The following is a 15,620-nucleotide window of genomic DNA, read 5'->3' on the forward strand; positions in this document are numbered from 1 at the left end:
GTACGGCGTCACTCACAGTCCGCCGCCGCCCCTGCGGCTGCTGGAGTCGAGCACGGCCTGCTGCTCCTTGGCGATGTCGTCGAGCGCGTCCTTCGGCGCCTTCGCGCCGTTGAGCGCCGCGTTCACGTTGGTGTTCTCGATGTCGACGAGGCGGGCGTACTCCGGCACGTTCCACATGTCCCGCATCCGCGGCACCGAGTCGGCGTACACCTGGTTGAACGGACCGGCATTGAGGAACTCGGGCGACTGCAGGGCGTCCGTACGCGACGGCACACCACCGGCCGCGGCCCACTTCTTCTGGATGTCGGCCCGCTGGAACCACTTCATGAAGTTCAGGGCCTCAACCTGGTTCGCCTCGGGGGAGTAGGCCGACACGTGCATCCCCATGCCGCCGAGCGGGACCAGGTTGGCCTTCTGGCTCGGCAGGGTGGCAAAACCCAGCTTGTCGAGAATCTGCTCCCGGGTGGAGCCGAGCGTCGACTGCTTCGGATCGAGCAGGCCGCCGCTCGCCGCGATCCAGTTGAACGCGATGCACGCCTTGCCCTGGGCGACCGCCGCGTTCACCTCGTCGATGAACCAGTTGCCGGATCCCGTGGCGGTCAGTGGCTTCATCCGGTTGACCAGGACGTCCATCGCCTCCTGGCCGGCGGCGTCGTTGAGGACACCCTCGATCTTGCGTGTCTTGGGGTCCCAGAGGTTGCCGCCGTAGACGCCGTTCACCGTGTTGTAGGTGACGGCCGCGGCGTCGGAGCCGTTGGCCTGGTGGAAAGCCAGCCCGCTGACGCCGGGGTGGTCCGCCTGGCACTTCTCGGCGACTGAGATCATCTCATCCCAGGTCTGCGGTGGCTGGTCGCCGATCAGGTCCTTGCGATAGATCATCGTCCAGGTGTCGCCGAGCAGCGGCAGCCCGTACAGGCTGGCGTTCTCGTCGCGCTTGCCGGTCTCCGCCTGGGGGAACTGGCCGTACGCCGCCAGGAGGTACGGGTTGTAGGCCGCGACGTCGATGTTGCTCTTGACGAAGTCGGTGATGTCGAGGATGTTGCCGTTCGTCACGGCCTCGCCGATGTGCTGCGAGTCCAGGATCGCGATGTCGAAGTCGGTCTTGCGGGCGGCGAACTGGGTGAACATCGCGTCGTGCCAGTTCGCGTTCGGCACGGTGTTGACCTTGATCGTCGCGTTCGGCCGTTCCTTCTTGTACTCCGCGTTCGCGAAGGCCTCCAGTGCCTGGGCGGGCGGCCAGTCGAACCAGATGAAGCTGAGGGTCAGCGGGTCGTTGGTGAGCTCCGGGATGGTCGCCGGTGCCTTGGGGGCGCTCGCCTGGCCGCCGTCGTCCTGGCCATCGCCGCAGGCCACCATGGTCGTGGCCACCAGCAGCATGGCCGCCGTCGCCAGCTGCACCTTCCGACCGGGAACGGATAGTCGTCCTATTCGCTGTTGATAGCGCATCTTCTCGCCTGCTTTCCGGATGAGAGCTTCTGGAACCTCGCCCTGTGTTTCGCCGAGCAGTTGCTGGGTTCTTTCCGGCGGGTTGGCGGGCTGTCGCGGGACCGACCCGCGAACCGGCGTCACGAGTACGTCGTGATGTACTGGATCTTCGTGCCGTCGAGCGGCCCTCCGGTCCAGCAGCGGCCCGGAGGCGGACCGAGCAGGACGTCGAGCACGCTCATGGGAGCTCCAGGTGATCGGGGTAGCGCGATCGCGGGGTGGCTCCGCGACGGTGGGGGATGGCGGTGGTTCGCCACTTTTCCTATACGATCCGGCTGGGGCGTCAGCATGTCGCAGAGTTGTGACTGATGTCAACAGGTTCCGGAAGACGCAAAGAAGGGCCTCACGTCACGATGGACGACAAAGGAATGATCGCGCGGGGCCGTCGGACGGTGGCGGGCGGAACGTCGTCGGGAAGATCTGGCGGCCGGCTCGCCGACGAGGTGTACGACACGCTGCTCGGACAGCTGATGTCGCTCCGGATCGAGCCTGGCTCCCGCGTCACGATCGACGTTCTGGCGCGCGAGCTGGGGGTCTCGCAGACGCCGATCCGGGACGCCCTGAACCGCATGGAGGCCGAGGGCCTGGTCGTGCGGGTGCCCCACGCCGGCTACCGCATACCTCCGCAGATCACCCGTCGCCGCTTCGAGGACATGCTGGAGGTCCGCCTGCTCCTGGAGCCGGCAGCGGCGCGCCGGTCGGCCGAACGCGCGTCCCTGGCCCAGGTGGCCGGTCTGCGGGCGATGCTGGAGGAGATGGCGGAGCTGGAGGGGGGCAGCGGGCCCACGGCCTACGGCGCCTTCGGCCTACGTGACGCCGCCTTTCACGATCTCGTCGCCCTGAGCGCGGAGAACCAGGTCATCCGGGAGGCGCTGGCGCGCCTGCACAGCCATGTGCACCTCTTCCGGCTGCACCACGACACCCAGGTCACCCACCTGGCCATGGCCGAGCACGAGGACATCGTGGCAGCGATCGCCGCGCGTGACCCCGACGCCGCCGCGTACGCGATGCGCCGGCACATCCTGCGGTCCGGCGAGCGTTTCCGGCGATTGTTCGACGAGGCCAAGGACGCCGACGCGGTGGCGCTGGAGGCTTGACGGGCGGGCCGGGCCGGGGAATGCTAACTGAATCGGATCGGATTGGATCTACTCACCCGCCCCCGGACGTGAGGAGAAGCAGGTGCCCAGAGCGCTGCTCCTGACCGGCGACGCCGCCGAGGAACTCGACACCATGTATCCCTACTACCGCGTGCAGGAGGGCGGCTGGGACGTCGACGTCTCGTCACGGACGAGGCGTGACGTGCAACTGGTCATCCACGAGTTCGACCCGAACTCCGACGCCTACGTGGAGAAGAACGGCCGGAAGTTGCCGGTCGACGTGCCCTGGGCCGAGGTCGACGTCGAGCGCTACGACGCCCTCATCATCCCCGGGGGACGTGCCCCCGAGTGGATCCGGGTCGACGCCGACGTCCGGCGCATCACCGAGCACTTCTTCGCGCGCAACCTCCCCATCGCGCTGGTATGCCACGGCGCGCAGGTGCCGGCGGTGTACGGGCTGCTGAAGGGCCGGAAGACGGCGTGCTTCCCACCCATCACCGGAGACATGGAGAACGCGGGCGGGACGGTCATCGACGCTCCCGACGTGGTGGACGGCAACCTCGTCTCCTGCCGAGGCTGGCCGGACATGCCGCAGTTCGGCAGGGCCATGATGGAGCTCTTCTCGAAGTCCGTCAGCTCCGGGTCGGCATGAGCACACCTGGCCCGCCCCGGTGACGACGCTTCGCACCGTCACAGTGGACGGCTCGCCCGTCCACGTCATGGAAGGCGGCACCGGGCCCGCGGTACTGATGCTGCACGGCTCCGGACCCGGCACGACCGGGACCGGAGCCTGGGCACCGACGGCCGAGGCGCTCGGCACGTCCTGGCACTCGGTGGCTCCTGACCAGGCGGGGTTCGGTCGGACGCCGGTCCCGACGGGTTCCCGCGGTGGGCTGCGGTTGTGGTCGGAGCAGGCTGCGGGCCTGATGGATGCCCTCGGTATCGACCGCTACGCCGTGGTGGGTCACTCCATGGGCGGTGCCGTAGCGCTGGCGTTGGCGGCCGCGAGACCCCAGCAGGTCACCCGGGTCGTGGCGGTCTCGACGATGGGCGCCCCCGGGGCGCCGCTGTCGGCCGGGCTCGATGCGATCTGGGCCGCCCCCGCCACCGCCCTCGGAGCACGGGACATGCTGAGTCGCCTCGTCCACGACCAGGCGCTGGTGACCGACTCGGCCGTCGATGCCCGCGCAGCCGCGATGCGAGCCGGGGCGACCGCGTACGCGTCGTTGTTCCCTCCACCGAGGGCACGATGGGTCGACGAACTCACCCTCTCGACGCAGGCGCTGGCAGCGGTCCGCGCGCCCGTGCTGCTCGTGCACGGCGCCGAGGACCGGATCACCCCCCTCGAGACGGCAGCCCGGCCCCTCCTGGGGCACCTGGCCGATGTCCGGCTGCACGTGTTCGGCCGGTGCGGGCACGTGCCGGCGATCGAGCATCCGCACGAGTTCAGGGACCTGCTGTCGGGCTTCCTGCGCCAGGACCGCCGGCACTGAACAGCTACGGCAGGTCAGATGGCGGTGCCTTGCCACCGCGCGCATCGGTGCGATGAGTCCTCGGTCCTTCCGGTCGTGGTGCTGTGGCGACCCGACCTCCTCCGGGGGATCGGCGACCCGTGGCTGAGCAGGTCACCTCGTCCCAGGGGCCCGGCCGGTAGACCGGGTCACCGCAGTAGAGCGCTCGGCGGCAATCGGGCCATCGCCCTCACGCGGCGGTCAGCGCGGCGGCAGGATCGCCGCCCGGCCATGAGCGGGTATCCGCTACGTGGCCGGGTCGGGGTGCAGGACCATTGCGAAGGTTGCCCGGCGGCGTCGCCGTCCGTGTGTCCGCATCCGCAGAGGTTGCACAAGATCGGTGATCGCGGCGGCGAGCTGGCGCGATTCGGCAGGAGTGATCCAGACCGGAATCTGCTGGTACGCCACGCCGTCGCGGGTGGGGTCGGCGTCGGTGGTTCGCAGGTACTGCTCGAACCCGGCGACCAGGGCGCCGACGAACGCGGCGAAGTAGCGCTGATGGTCGGCGGAAGATGCGGCGTCGAGGTCGCGGGGGCCGAGGGTGACCGCGGACTCCACCACCGTGTAGGTGCGTTGCGTGCCGCCGCGGACCCGCTCCTCGCGGGTAACCCGTAGCACCCCCGCGTCCACCAGACGCCCGACGTGTCGGTAGAGCGATGCTTGCGGGATGTCGCTGAGTTCGGCGCTCAGCTGGCGTGCGGTCAGCTCGCGGTCCATGAGCGCGTGCACGATGCGCAGCCGGCCCGGATGCAGCACGGTCTCCACGATTCGGGCGTTGGATCTCGCGGGCTGGGCGTTGATTATCACAATCAAGAATGTTAGCTTGAGCCCTCTGATTCTCAGATATGAGAATGTTAGAGGGTGGATCGGTGCGGAAGCAGACCGTCGAGATCGAAGCTGCGGGGGCGCTGCTGGCCGGCACACTCACTCGGCCCGACGTGGACGGCCGACGTCCCGCCGCGTTACTTGTCAACGGTTCCGGGCCGATCGACCGCGACTCCGCCATGCCCGGGCTGGCGCTGGGGCTGGGCCCGGCACTCGCGGTGGCGCTGGCTGACGAGGACTGCGTCGTTCTGCGCTACGACAAACGGGGCGTGGGTTCCTCGCAGGGTGACTATCTCGGTGCTGGCTTCCACGACGAGTGCCGCGACGCCGCAGCCGCCCTCGCCGCGCTGCGCGCCCATCCCGCGGTGGACTCGGAGCGCGTCTTCGTCGTCGGGCACTCGACCGGAGCGGTGGTGGCGGCCAACCTCGTACGGGCAGTTCGACCGCCCGCCGGCTATGTGCTACTCGCCGGTGCCGCACAGCCCGGTGACCAGGTGATGGCCTGGCAGAGCGAGCGGATCGCGGCCACGCTGCCACGGCTGCTACGCCCGCTGGGCCCGGTACTGGTACGGCGCCAGGCCCGCGAGCGCGACCGGATCCGCCGGTCCACCGCCGACCGACATGACCGGATGCCCCGCTCGCGCCTCACCGACCGATGGCTACGCGAGTACCTGGCCCACGACCCACGGCCGGACCTGGCCGCCATCGACCGGCCGGTGCTGGCGATCACCGGCGGCAAGGACGTCCAGGTCGACCCGGCAGACGTCCCACGAATCGGCCGGCTGGTGACCGGCCAGTTCGATGGTGAACTGCCGACCGACCTCACCCACCTGCTACGTCGCGACTGCGGACCGCCAGGACTGTGGCGGTACCGAGGTCAGCTCCGCAGGCCGATAGACGACTGGGTCATCCGACGCGTCGTGGCGTGGGCCCGGATCCGTCTCGCGAACTGAGCGCCCGGTGAGCCGCCATGCCGGCGACCGTCACAGTAACGCCCAGCCGATGGAACCGGGACCAGAGGCGCCGGGCGGCTGTTACCGGACGTGGTCTTCGAGTCAGGCCAGCGAGGGCCGGCCCGTTCGCACCGTCCCGACTTCCCCGACCGATGTCACTGCCCAGACGGCGGCACGGCAGCTGATCGGACGGGATTGTTCTCCGTCGCCCAGGCGCAGATGGCGGCGAGTGGTTCCTGAAGGGTCTTGCCGAGGGCGGTCAACGTGTACTCGACGTGCTGTGGCGGTGTCTCCCTGAGCACCCGTCGCTGCACCAGCCCGTCGCGCTCCATCTCGCGCAGCGTTTCGGTCAGGACCTTCTGGGTGATCCCCGCGACGCGGCGACGCAACTCGGCGTGCCGTTGAGGACCGGCGAGCAGCGCGTAGATGATCAGGATCCGCCATTTCGAGGCGAGCCGCTCGATCGCCTGCCGCGTCGTGCAGCCCTCGTCGAGCACGTCCGGAACCACCAGCGACATGAGCACCCCCGGGTATCGGACCGTGCGGCGAAGGGCACCGGGAAGTGCCTTCTGTTCGACGAGCATCGTGCGACCTAGCGTCGAGTCAACAGTAGACGCCCGAAGGGAACACCGCCGCCATGTCCGACCGCACGTCCGAGTACCGCACCCACACGTATCCCGCTGGCGGCATGACCACCGAGCGTGTCACATTCACCGCCGACGGTCTCACGCTGGTCGGCAGCCTCGCCGTGGCCGCCGACGGCGCACCTGCCGTCGTACTGACCGGGCCGTTCACCGGCGTCAAGGAGCAGGTCGTCGGCACGTACGCCGCTCGGCTGCGCGAACACGGTCTCACCACACTCGCCTTCGACCACCGCGGCTTCGGCGAGAGCGGCGGGCGCCGTGCCCACGAGGACAGCCAGGGCAAGCTCGCCGACCTGCGCGCAGCGGTGAGCCTGCTCGCCGCGCATCCGGCCGTGGACGCCGCTCGGGTGGCCGCAGTCGGGATCTGTCTCGGCGGCGGCTACGCGGTCCGCGCGGCCGCCACCGACCCGAGGATCCGCGCGGTCGTGGGCATTGCCGGCGGGTACAACAGCCCGGTCCGCTTCAGTGCCGGCGACCTCGACGGATACCGTCGGGCGCTGCGCTCCTTCGTGGAGCGCTACGACGACGAGTTGCCGGCGGTGGCGGCCGACGGCGCACTCGCGGCGATGGGCGGCGACGAGCCGTTCGCCTACTACGGCACCGAGCGGTCGGCGGCGGCGCACTGGGAGAATCGGGTCACCTACGGCTCGCTGCACGCTCTGATGACCTTCGACGCACTTGGCGCGGCGCCGTTGCTCGCCGCCACCCCGCTGCTGGTCGTGCATGGCCGGACCGACGCCTACTGCGCACCGGAACTCGCCGAGGCGCTCTACACCGACGCGACCGGACCGAAGGAGATTCGCTGGCTCGACGCCAAGCAGCACATCGACCTCTACGACGTGGAGCCGTACGTCAGTCAGGCTGCCGAAGCGGCCGCGACCTTCCTGCACCACCACCTCGGCGGCGCTGCCGCGACGCCCGCGAATCCATGATCGCGGCGCAAGCCGGAACCTCCGGAGCCACGGTGCCTGCCCGCCACGACCGCCGTGACGCGGAGCGACGACCGTACGGCGGCCAGAGGCGGCCGCCGAAGAACCCCGGCAGCATGGGCGACGCTCTCGCGTCCTCGATGGACGTGCTCTGTCAGGATCGGCGCATGGCGAACGTCTGGTCCGGTGTGACGATCGACTGCCTCGACCCCGAGCGGGTCGCCGGATTCTGGAGCGCCCTCCTCGGTCGCGAGCCCGGCTCGTCGCAGGAGGGCTGGGTCTACCTGGGCGAACGAGGTGACCCGCAGCCACGGCTGGTGTTCCAGCCAGTGCCTGAGCTTCAAGCCGGCAAGGTGCGGATCCACCTCGACATCTCGGTGGACGATATCGACGAGGCCATGACGGAGGTCGTCAAGCTCGGTGGCCGGTCCACCGGTGAGCGGCACGACTACGAGGAGGGTGTCGTCGTCGTCATGGCCGACCCGGAGGGCCACGAGTTCTGCCTGGTCGAGTACTACGGCTGACGGGTAGCGTGCCCGGTGTGCGGCATGCGCTACCTCCTGAAGTAGGCGGCGCTCTCCGCGTCCGCCGGGTAGTAGGACTCGACCGCGACCTCGTCGATGGTGATGTCCATCGGGGTGCCGAACGTCGTGATGGTGGAGAACAGCCGCAGTTCTCGTCCGGCCACGTTGAGGATCATCGGGATCACCACGTCGGCGTCGATCCGTTGATCGGACGTGTCGTCGGCCTCGGGTGCCAGTAGTTCTTCGTAGAGTGCGGTGAGTTCGGGGTCGGGAGCCGTGGCGAGCTGGCGTGAGATCCGTGCGCGGAACACCGCGCGCACGTCGGCCAGGTTGACGACCAGGCGGGCGAGCCCGCGCGGGTGCAGTCCCAGCCGTACCAGGTTGACCGGTGGCCGCAGCAGGTCGGGAGCCACCTGTGCGAAGAACGGTTCGACGGCGCGATTGGTCATCACGATGTTCCACCGGCGGTCGAACACCACCGCTGGATACGGCTCGTGTGCGCGGAGCACCCGGCTGATCGCGTCGTGGACGGCCGACAGTGCGTCGTCGTGGAGTGGACGCTCGGTGTAGCGGGGTGCGAAGCCGCCGGCGAGCAGGAGCCGGTTGCGGTCGCGCAGTGGCACGTGAAGTTGATCCGCGAGCCGGAGGATCATGTCGGCGCTCGGCCTGGATCTGCCGGTCTCGACCAGGCTGACGTGACGGGCCGAGACGTCCGCGACGATGGCGAGATCGAGTTGGCTGAGTCCCCGGCGTTTCCGCCACTGTCGTAGGAGTTCCCCGACCGTGTGCACGATCATGGAGCGTACCCATCGTGGGGCCGGTCGCCATGACATCCGATGTCATCGACAGGCGACGCGGATGCGGAAACACTGCGTCCATGACCACGGAGAACAAGAACATCGTCCAACGGGCGCTGGCCGGGTTGATCGAGACGGGTGACGTCGACACGCTCGCCCAGTCGCTGCGTGACGACTTCGTCCACCACCGGCCGGGTTCGACCACCTCGACCAAGGGGGAGTGGCTCGCCGCCGTCCGGGCCGCGCTGGTGCCGCTCGCCGGCATGCGGGTGGAGATTCATCAGGTGCTGGCCGATGGCGATCACGTCGTGGTGTACTCGCGGCGCTGGCTTGCGGACACCGGGCCGGAGATCGCGGTCGTCGACATCTGGCGGATCGACGACGGGCTGATCGCCGAGGGGTGGGAGATCATCGAGCCGGTCGCCCAGGTCGCCGCAAATCTGGTGTGGTGGGAGCCTGCTCAGCGCTGACCCTGGGTGAGCCGCTACGAGGGCCATCTCTCGAACGCCCGGGAACGTACGCGTTCCCGGGCCGTCCGCAACGGCTACGACGACCTGCTCGGTCGCGCGGCACTTCGCGCTTTGCGATCACGCGCTAACGTGACGGAGTCGAGCTGGAGTGGGGAGCAGTGCATGGCGTTGCGTGACCTTGTGCGCCGGGTGCTCGCGCGGCAGTCGGAGGGCATCATCGCTCGACCGGTGCCCACACTGGACGGGCCGACCGACGCTACGCCGTTCGTGACCGACGAGGTCTATCTGGTGATCAGGGTCAGCCAGTTGTGGCTGGCCAACGAGCGCGAGTTGTGGCGGGAGTTCCTGCCCTTCGGTGCCGTGGTGACGGAGTTCCTGCGCGATGGCAACCGGGTCGCGGTGCCGTACCTGATCGGTGCGAGCGAGCTGAGTCGGCGGCTGCAGGTCACCGGTGAACGCGACGCGGTGGAGATCTCGAACCTGCGGGTGGCCGGACCGGTGCCCTACGAGGGCGACGACGTGAGTCTGTTGTTGGCCCTGTTTCGAGCGAAGACGTCGGACACGTTGCAGCGATCGCTCAACCTGTTCGAGAACGTGAGCAGCGCCATCGGCTTCGCCGGGCTACTGGGCTCCGCCAGGGTCGCCACGGCGCTCATCGACGGCATCGAGTCCTTCATGGACTCGGCGGCGCTGGAGCTGCGCGTGGGCGTACACCAGTCCTGGTCCGCTCCGACCGGTGCGGGTGGGGTGGCCCGTGGCCCGACGGAGCTGGCGCCCACCCACTTCGTGATCATCCGCCGGCCGGCGGGGAAGACGACCCAGGCGGAGTTGGCGTCGCTCGGGGTGGCCGGTGGTCGGCTCTGCCGGGTGGCCGCGGACGGCACGATCGCGCCCTATACGGAGCACGACTTCATCCTGGTCCGCGTCGAGGCGACCCGCCACCGCGACGACTACCGCCAGCTGGCCTTCTTCCAGCTCTGGCAGCGGACCCGCCAACACCTCGCGGACGGCGACCTGGGAGCGGCCCAGGTGCTGTGGCGGCAGACCGCCGGGGCGCTCTGCACCGACGAGTTGATCCGCCCGCAACAGGAGGCCCTGTTCGAGGAATACCAACGCCAGTACGTCGCGCTGGTGGAGCGTGCCTGCGCCCCGGCTGGCACGGTACGTGGCGGCGAACATGGCGACGACGGGCCTGAGCGCAACGGTGCGACGGAGTTCGAAGACGACCCGGAGATCCTGCTGCGACGATTGGGGCGTTGAGGCCATGCCGTTCTTCCGTCGACGCCGATCCGGCTCCGGTGCCCCGGCCGACAAGGGCCGGTCGACAGGGCCGAGCGAAGGCGGCGAGGTCACCGAGGAGATGTTGCTGGGCGCCGCCAACTGGGCGCACGAACTCGTCAACACCGGTCAGCTGGCGGAGGCGGACCGGGTGTTGCGGGGACTGGTCGGCCACGCCCAGGCCCTTTCGCCCAGCCCCGGCAGCTTCCTGGTCTTCCGGCTGCTCGGCCAGTGCGCGCGGATCGTCGGTCGGCTCGACGACGCCCGTAGGGCGTACGCGATGGCCTTCGAGGTGGCCGCCGCCATGCCGGAGAGCGACGGGGAGCGGGCGGTGGACCTGCGGGTCGCGGCGATCATCGGGATGGCCACCGTCGAGATCGCCGATGATCGTCTGGAGCAGGCGGCCAAGTTGTTCGGCATGGCGACCCAGCTCGCGGAGCTGGTTACCGACAAGACCGGCCTGGCCTCGGCCCTCTCCGGGCACGCGGAGGTGTTGCACCAGCAGGGCAGGGACGGTGCCGAGGAGCTCTACCGGCGGGCGCTGGCCCAGCCTGGCGTGGCGGGGCCCCGGCGGGGGATCCTGCTGGACAACCTGGCCCGGGAGTTGTTCCGGCAGGGCCGGCACGACGAGGCGATCGAGGCAGCGGCTGGGGCCGTACGATTGCTGGCCGACTCGCCGGCCCGGTACGACGCCTACAAGGCGATGATCAATCTGGCGACGATGCGCCGGGAGGCAGACGGCGGCTCCGCCGGTGACGCGTTCACCGCCGCCCACGACCTCATTCACGACCTGCACTCCGAGGTGGACGCCGCGCACTACACGACCGGCTTCCGGGCGCGGGTCGAGCGCATCGAGGCGGCGACCCGGGAGCGGATGGGCGATGACCCGATGGCCCTGGCCCACCCGGCCTTCCGGGAGATGGTCGCGAAGCTGGACCCACGGATACGTCGGGATCTGACGATCGGTGCGCCGGCCTATTTCGCCCAGCGAGCGAGTGAGGATGGTCAGCGGCATCTGTTGGAGCACCGCTACGGCGAGGCGGAGCGCTCCCTGCGCACGGCCGGGGAACTGTGGAACCAGCTCGGCGCCGTACACGCGCTGCCGGCGGTCTGGTCGTCCCTCGGCCTGCTCTACACCACGGTCGGTCGCCACGACGAGGCGCTGGCACTGCTGGAGCAGGCCCGACGGACGGCACACGAGATCGGCGACGCCCGCGCCGAGTTCACCGCGTTGATCAACCTGTGTACGCTGCTGTCCCGCGACCCGACCCGTACCGGGATGACCCTGTTGGAGCTGGCAGCGCAGGCTCGGGCGCTCATCGCCTTCCTGAACTCGCAGATCCCCGTCGAGAACACCGGCGACCTGGGCATCCTGGACTCCATCATGGCGGGGGTGGCCCGCGGCTACGGCGCGACGGCGCTCGCCGACCGCTACCTGCTGGCCTCGATCGACACGATGCAGCGCGCACACGACCGGCACGGTGCGGAGCTACCCTTCGCCGGCCTGGACCGGTTGGCGCTCCGACTCGGCACACTGGTGCTGAACTGGTCGCGCTCGGGCCGGGCGGAGCAGGCCGCGCCCTTCCGGGCCCGACTTGTCGCGTTGCGCGACGAGGCGACAGCGGCGGCCGTGCGCTATCCGGCGGACGCGGCGCTGGGCCTCGCCGCGCTGGCCGCGGGCGAGCGCACCGAAGAGACGCTGCGGGTGCTCCGCGACGCCTGCGACGGTTACGACGAGTTGCGCCAGGGGATCGCCGACCTGAGCGAGGCGGCAGGCTACGGTGCGATCTTCACGCCGCCGTTCGTCGAGGCCGCGGACCTGGCGGTGGAGTTGGGCCGGGTCGAGGAGGCGTTCGCGCTGCTGGAGCGGGCGAAGTCGCGGGCGCTGCTGGAGGCGATGCGGGACCGGGAGACCGGCGTCGACCCGGCCGACCCGCTGGTGGCCCGGGAGGCCGCGCTCTGGGCCGAGCTGCGGCGGCTGCGTGCCTCGGGCATGGACGTCGGCGGCTCCGTCGAGGTCGAGGAGCGACGACGGCTGTTGGTGCGTCGGATGTCGGCCTCCGAGGAGCAGTCGCGGGTACGCGGTGAGCTGCATGACCTGTGGCAGCAGATGGCCGCGACCCATCCGACGATGCGCGCCCACCGGATGGCCGAGCCGATCACTGCCGACGAGGTGGCTCCGTTACTGGCCGACGCGGGAGACGCCGTCCTGGTGGAGTACCTGACCGGCCCGTTCGGCGTGTGGGCGTTCACGTTGAGCGGCACCGACCTCACCGCCCGACGTCTGCTGGGGCCGCACGATCCCGGCGCGGTGGCCGCCACCGACGTCGACGGCTGGGCGGACCTGCTCGCCTCGGCGGACGACGACGGGCTCCGCGAGCTGGTCGAGCATCCGGTGCACGCCGCGCTCACCGCGCCCATCGCCGACGTGCCGCCCAGCCGGCCCGTGTACGTGGTACCGCACGGCACCCTGCATCTGGTTCCCCTGCATGTGCTTCCACCGGCCAGGACCGTCGACGATGCCGGTGCAGCCGGGCCGTCCGATACCGCAGACATCAGGGTTCGGCCCAGGACGTACCTGCTGCCGAGCGCCTCGCTGCTGCGAGCACACCGGTCAGTCCCCGCACGCACCAACCCGCGCGGCGGCGAACCCGACAGGCACACCGCGTCGGTGGGCCGCGTCCTCGTGTGCGGCGATACCCTCGGTGACCTGCCGTATGCGCGTGCCGAGTGCGCCTACGTGGCTGCCCGGCTCGGCGGCTCGGGGCGGACCGGCGCGGCGGTCACCTCGACCTGGCTCGCCGACACCCTCGCCGGGCCCGAACGCCCCCGGTTGGTGCATCTGGCCTGCCACGCAGTCTTCGATCGGCGGCGCCCCGAGCGCAGCGGACTGGTGCTTGCCGCGCCGACACCCGGTGCGTCGAGGAACCTGGACGAGGGTATGCGGGGACGGCATCTCGACGGGGACCGGCGACGCGGCGAACCGCTGGATCCGCGCGCCGCCGCCGAGCCGGATTCGGGCGCCGATCTGGTGAGCCTGGCACGACTGGCGCAGTGGAACTGGAGCGGGGCGCTCGTCGTCCTGAGCGCCTGCGACAGCGGTCGGCATGAGGTGCGCGACGGAGACGAACTCGTCGGGCTGGGCCGGACCCTGCTGGCGGCTGGCGCCAGCGGCCTGGTGACGGCGATCCGGCCGGTCCCCGACCTGGCGACGGCGCTGCTGATGGGTTGGTTCTACGACGGGCTGGACCCGGCGGGTCAGCTTGGTTTGGCACAGGTCGGCACGGTCCTCGGCCAGGCGCAGCGGCAGTTGCGCGGGGCGAGTGCGGCCGACCTGGTGGAGCGAGGCGTCCACCTGGTGGCGGCGGGGGGCGACCAGGCCGTGCTGGGGTGCCGCACCATCGCCGTGGCGCACCGGACGGCGGGCGAGATGGAGGCGTTCGTGACCTGGCAGCGCCATCTGAGCAGGCTCGTGGAGGGTCAGCCACTACCGGCGGGGGCGACGTCCCGACACGTGTCCACGAGCGCGCCGGCGTACCGGACGGTCCGTCCGTTCGCCGGACTTGCCGACTGGGTCTCGTTCACCGTGTACGGCGCGGCGCCGGCCGGAACGTAGGCTTTACCAGCACAGCGGACGGTCCGGCGCGGGCGACGATGATCGGCGGCTCCGTCGCGACCGCCTACGGCTTGCGGGCAAGCAGCCCGACGAAGGTGTGGTAGGTGTCGGTCTGCTTCGGCGCGGGCGTGTCCGGATCCGGACGCCACTCGGCGAGCGGCACCAGCCCCGGCTCCAGCAGGGTCAGCCCGTCGGCGAAGGAGAGGATCTCCTCGTCAGTACGCCAGCGACCGGTACCCAGCGACTCGTTGAAGACCCGCTCGACCTCACGGGCCTTACGTGAGCCTTCCGGATCCCGCTCACCCGGGTCACGGAAGTGTGAGATGGCCACGTAGCTGCCCGACGGCAGCACCTCGATCAACTCGGCCGACACCGCTCGCGGCTCCTCGTCGTCGCCGAGGTGGTGCAGGATCGCGAAGAGCAACAACCCGATCGGCCGGTCCAGGTCGAGGAACTGACGGACGTCCGGATGACCGAGGATCTCCTGCGGTCGACGGACGTCGGCCTGGATCACCGTTGCCCGGCCCTCCGCGGCGAGCAGCGCCCGCCCGTGCGCCAGGACGATCGGGTCGTTGTCCACGTAGACCACCCGGGCGCTCGGGTTGTGCTCGGCGGCGACCTCGTGCACGTTGCCCTGAGTGGGCAGCCCCGACCCGATGTCGAGGAACTGGTCGATGCCGGCCTCGGTGACGAGGAAACGGATCACCCGACGCAGGAAGGCCCGGTTCGCCTGGCCGGCGGCCGGGCCGTCGGGAGTGATCCGCAGGGCGTGCTCGGCGACCTTCCGGTCGACCTCGAAGTTGTCCTTACCGCCCAGAAAGTAGTCGTAGACCCGGGCCACGCTGGGGACGGTGAGGTCGATTCCGGGGGGTGCGGCCTCGTCGCGGGTCACAATGGCATCTCCATCCGAATCTGACCGACGCACCGGGGGTCTGTTGGGCGGCGCCGGACCTTGGTGCGAAGTGTAGCGATCGGACGGTGCGGATTGTCGCCCCGCTGGTATCGCTCCCAGCAGAGGCGACGTTCGCGGCTGCTCGAGAATACGGCTGACCCGTGGCGCTCGCGAAGGTCGTGGTGGCCCACGGTCGACGTCGACCTGGCCCGACCGTCGGAAATCCGGATCCCGGGTCACCCTTTGCGGGCGACCCGGGATCGGCGTTGCCGTCAGCGCACCTGGTCACCCTCGCCGGTACGCGCCTGGGCCTGGTCCACGCCCTTGTCGATGTGCTGGTCGTACTTGCCGCCGGTGCGCTTGTCGGCCATGTCACCGGCCCGCTCCAGCCCTTGGTCAACCTGCTTGTCGTGCTTGTCCGCGAAGTCCTTGGCCTTGTTCATGAAGTCACCCACGATGGTCCTCCTGTTCCGGGGATACCTTCGTCGGGTTCCCTCGGCGCGGCGCCGCAAACGCCGGCAGATCGGACGCAACGGCCCGGCCGCGCCAGCAACGGAGTGTCACCACCGCGTTGCCTGTGCTGGACGGCCGGCGCGCCG

At 70.1% G+C, this 15,620-nt stretch carries 15 protein-coding genes; 9 read left to right on the top strand and 6 right to left on the bottom strand.

The annotated features are described in order from the left end of the window. Positions 1 to 12 precede the first annotated feature (12 nt). Positions 13 to 1,569, bottom strand: a complete 1,557-nt coding sequence (locus O3597_RS07585; RefSeq protein ID WP_281603633.1) for an extracellular solute-binding protein — start codon at positions 1,567 to 1,569, stop codon at positions 13 to 15. A 269-nt stretch (positions 1,570 to 1,838) separates the two neighbouring features. On the opposite strand from O3597_RS07585, the gene O3597_RS07590 reads away from it, so the two are divergent. From O3597_RS07590 to O3597_RS07600, 3 genes are all read left to right on the top strand, one after another. Continuing rightward, positions 1,839 to 2,582, top strand: a complete 744-nt coding sequence (locus tag O3597_RS07590; protein ID WP_281603634.1) for a GntR family transcriptional regulator — start codon at positions 1,839 to 1,841, stop codon at positions 2,580 to 2,582. A gap of 82 nt (positions 2,583 to 2,664) precedes the next feature. Then, positions 2,665 to 3,234, top strand: a complete 570-nt coding sequence (locus tag O3597_RS07595) for a DJ-1/PfpI family protein (RefSeq protein ID WP_281603635.1) — start codon at positions 2,665 to 2,667, stop codon at positions 3,232 to 3,234. Positions 3,235 to 3,301: 67 nt separating this feature from the next. Next, positions 3,302 to 4,075, top strand: a complete 774-nt coding sequence (locus O3597_RS07600; RefSeq protein WP_281603636.1) for an alpha/beta hydrolase — start codon at positions 3,302 to 3,304, stop codon at positions 4,073 to 4,075. A gap of 264 nt (positions 4,076 to 4,339) precedes the next feature. Here O3597_RS07600 and O3597_RS07605 read toward each other — a convergent pair whose 3' ends face one another. After that, positions 4,340 to 4,858 (bottom strand): helix-turn-helix domain-containing protein, encoded by a 519-nt coding sequence (locus O3597_RS07605; RefSeq protein WP_281603637.1) that lies wholly within the window; start codon positions 4,856 to 4,858, stop codon positions 4,340 to 4,342. A 104-nt stretch (positions 4,859 to 4,962) separates the two neighbouring features. On the opposite strand from O3597_RS07605, the gene O3597_RS07610 reads away from it, so the two are divergent. Then, positions 4,963 to 5,871, top strand: coding sequence for an alpha/beta fold hydrolase (locus O3597_RS07610; RefSeq protein WP_281603638.1), 909 nt, complete (start codon positions 4,963 to 4,965; stop codon positions 5,869 to 5,871). 155 nt (positions 5,872 to 6,026) lie between these two features. Here O3597_RS07610 and O3597_RS07615 read toward each other — a convergent pair whose 3' ends face one another. Beyond that, positions 6,027 to 6,455 (bottom strand): helix-turn-helix domain-containing protein, encoded by a 429-nt coding sequence (locus O3597_RS07615; RefSeq protein ID WP_281603639.1) that lies wholly within the window; start codon positions 6,453 to 6,455, stop codon positions 6,027 to 6,029. Positions 6,456 to 6,559: 104 nt separating this feature from the next. Here O3597_RS07615 and O3597_RS07620 point away from each other — a divergent pair, with 104 nt between their 5' ends. Together O3597_RS07620 and O3597_RS07625 are read left to right on the top strand one after the other, a co-directional pair. After that, the gene (locus tag O3597_RS07620) at positions 6,560 to 7,447 is read left to right on the top strand and encodes an alpha/beta hydrolase (RefSeq protein ID WP_281603640.1); all 888 of its coding nucleotides are present in this window, start codon (positions 6,560 to 6,562) and stop codon (positions 7,445 to 7,447) included. A 164-nt stretch (positions 7,448 to 7,611) separates the two neighbouring features. Beyond that, a complete protein-coding gene (locus tag O3597_RS07625) occupies positions 7,612 to 7,968 on the top strand; it encodes a VOC family protein (RefSeq protein ID WP_164447970.1) in 357 nt (118 codons plus the stop codon). A gap of 29 nt (positions 7,969 to 7,997) precedes the next feature. Here O3597_RS07625 and O3597_RS07630 read toward each other — a convergent pair whose 3' ends face one another. Then, positions 7,998 to 8,765, bottom strand: coding sequence for a helix-turn-helix transcriptional regulator (locus O3597_RS07630; RefSeq protein ID WP_281603641.1), 768 nt, complete (start codon positions 8,763 to 8,765; stop codon positions 7,998 to 8,000). A gap of 80 nt (positions 8,766 to 8,845) precedes the next feature. Here O3597_RS07630 and O3597_RS07635 point away from each other — a divergent pair, with 80 nt between their 5' ends. The 3 genes from O3597_RS07635 (at position 8,846) to O3597_RS07645 (ending at position 14,129) form a co-directional block, all read left to right on the top strand. After that, the gene (locus O3597_RS07635; RefSeq protein WP_164447969.1) at positions 8,846 to 9,235 is read left to right on the top strand and encodes a nuclear transport factor 2 family protein; all 390 of its coding nucleotides are present in this window, start codon (positions 8,846 to 8,848) and stop codon (positions 9,233 to 9,235) included. A 162-nt stretch (positions 9,236 to 9,397) separates the two neighbouring features. Continuing rightward, on the top strand, positions 9,398 to 10,495 hold the full coding sequence (locus tag O3597_RS07640; protein WP_281603642.1) for a hypothetical protein: 1,098 nt from the start codon (positions 9,398 to 9,400) through the stop codon (positions 10,493 to 10,495). 4 nt (positions 10,496 to 10,499) lie between these two features. Next, positions 10,500 to 14,129, top strand: coding sequence for a CHAT domain-containing protein (locus O3597_RS07645; RefSeq protein ID WP_281603643.1), 3,630 nt, complete (start codon positions 10,500 to 10,502; stop codon positions 14,127 to 14,129). Positions 14,130 to 14,193: 64 nt separating this feature from the next. Here the strand turns inward: O3597_RS07645 and O3597_RS07650 are convergent, their stop codons facing one another. Together O3597_RS07650 and O3597_RS07655 are read right to left on the bottom strand one after the other, a co-directional pair. Further along, complete coding sequence (locus O3597_RS07650) at positions 14,194 to 15,021, bottom strand: SAM-dependent methyltransferase (protein WP_281603644.1); 828 nt, start codon at positions 15,019 to 15,021, stop codon at positions 14,194 to 14,196. Positions 15,022 to 15,293: 272 nt separating this feature from the next. Continuing rightward, positions 15,294 to 15,476, bottom strand: coding sequence for an antitoxin (locus O3597_RS07655; RefSeq protein WP_164447963.1), 183 nt, complete (start codon positions 15,474 to 15,476; stop codon positions 15,294 to 15,296). Positions 15,477 to 15,620 lie beyond the last annotated feature (144 nt).

The sequence above is a fragment of the Verrucosispora sp. WMMA2044 genome (assembly GCF_027497155.1).
Taxonomy (GTDB): domain Bacteria; phylum Actinomycetota; class Actinomycetes; order Mycobacteriales; family Micromonosporaceae; genus Micromonospora; species Micromonospora palythoicola.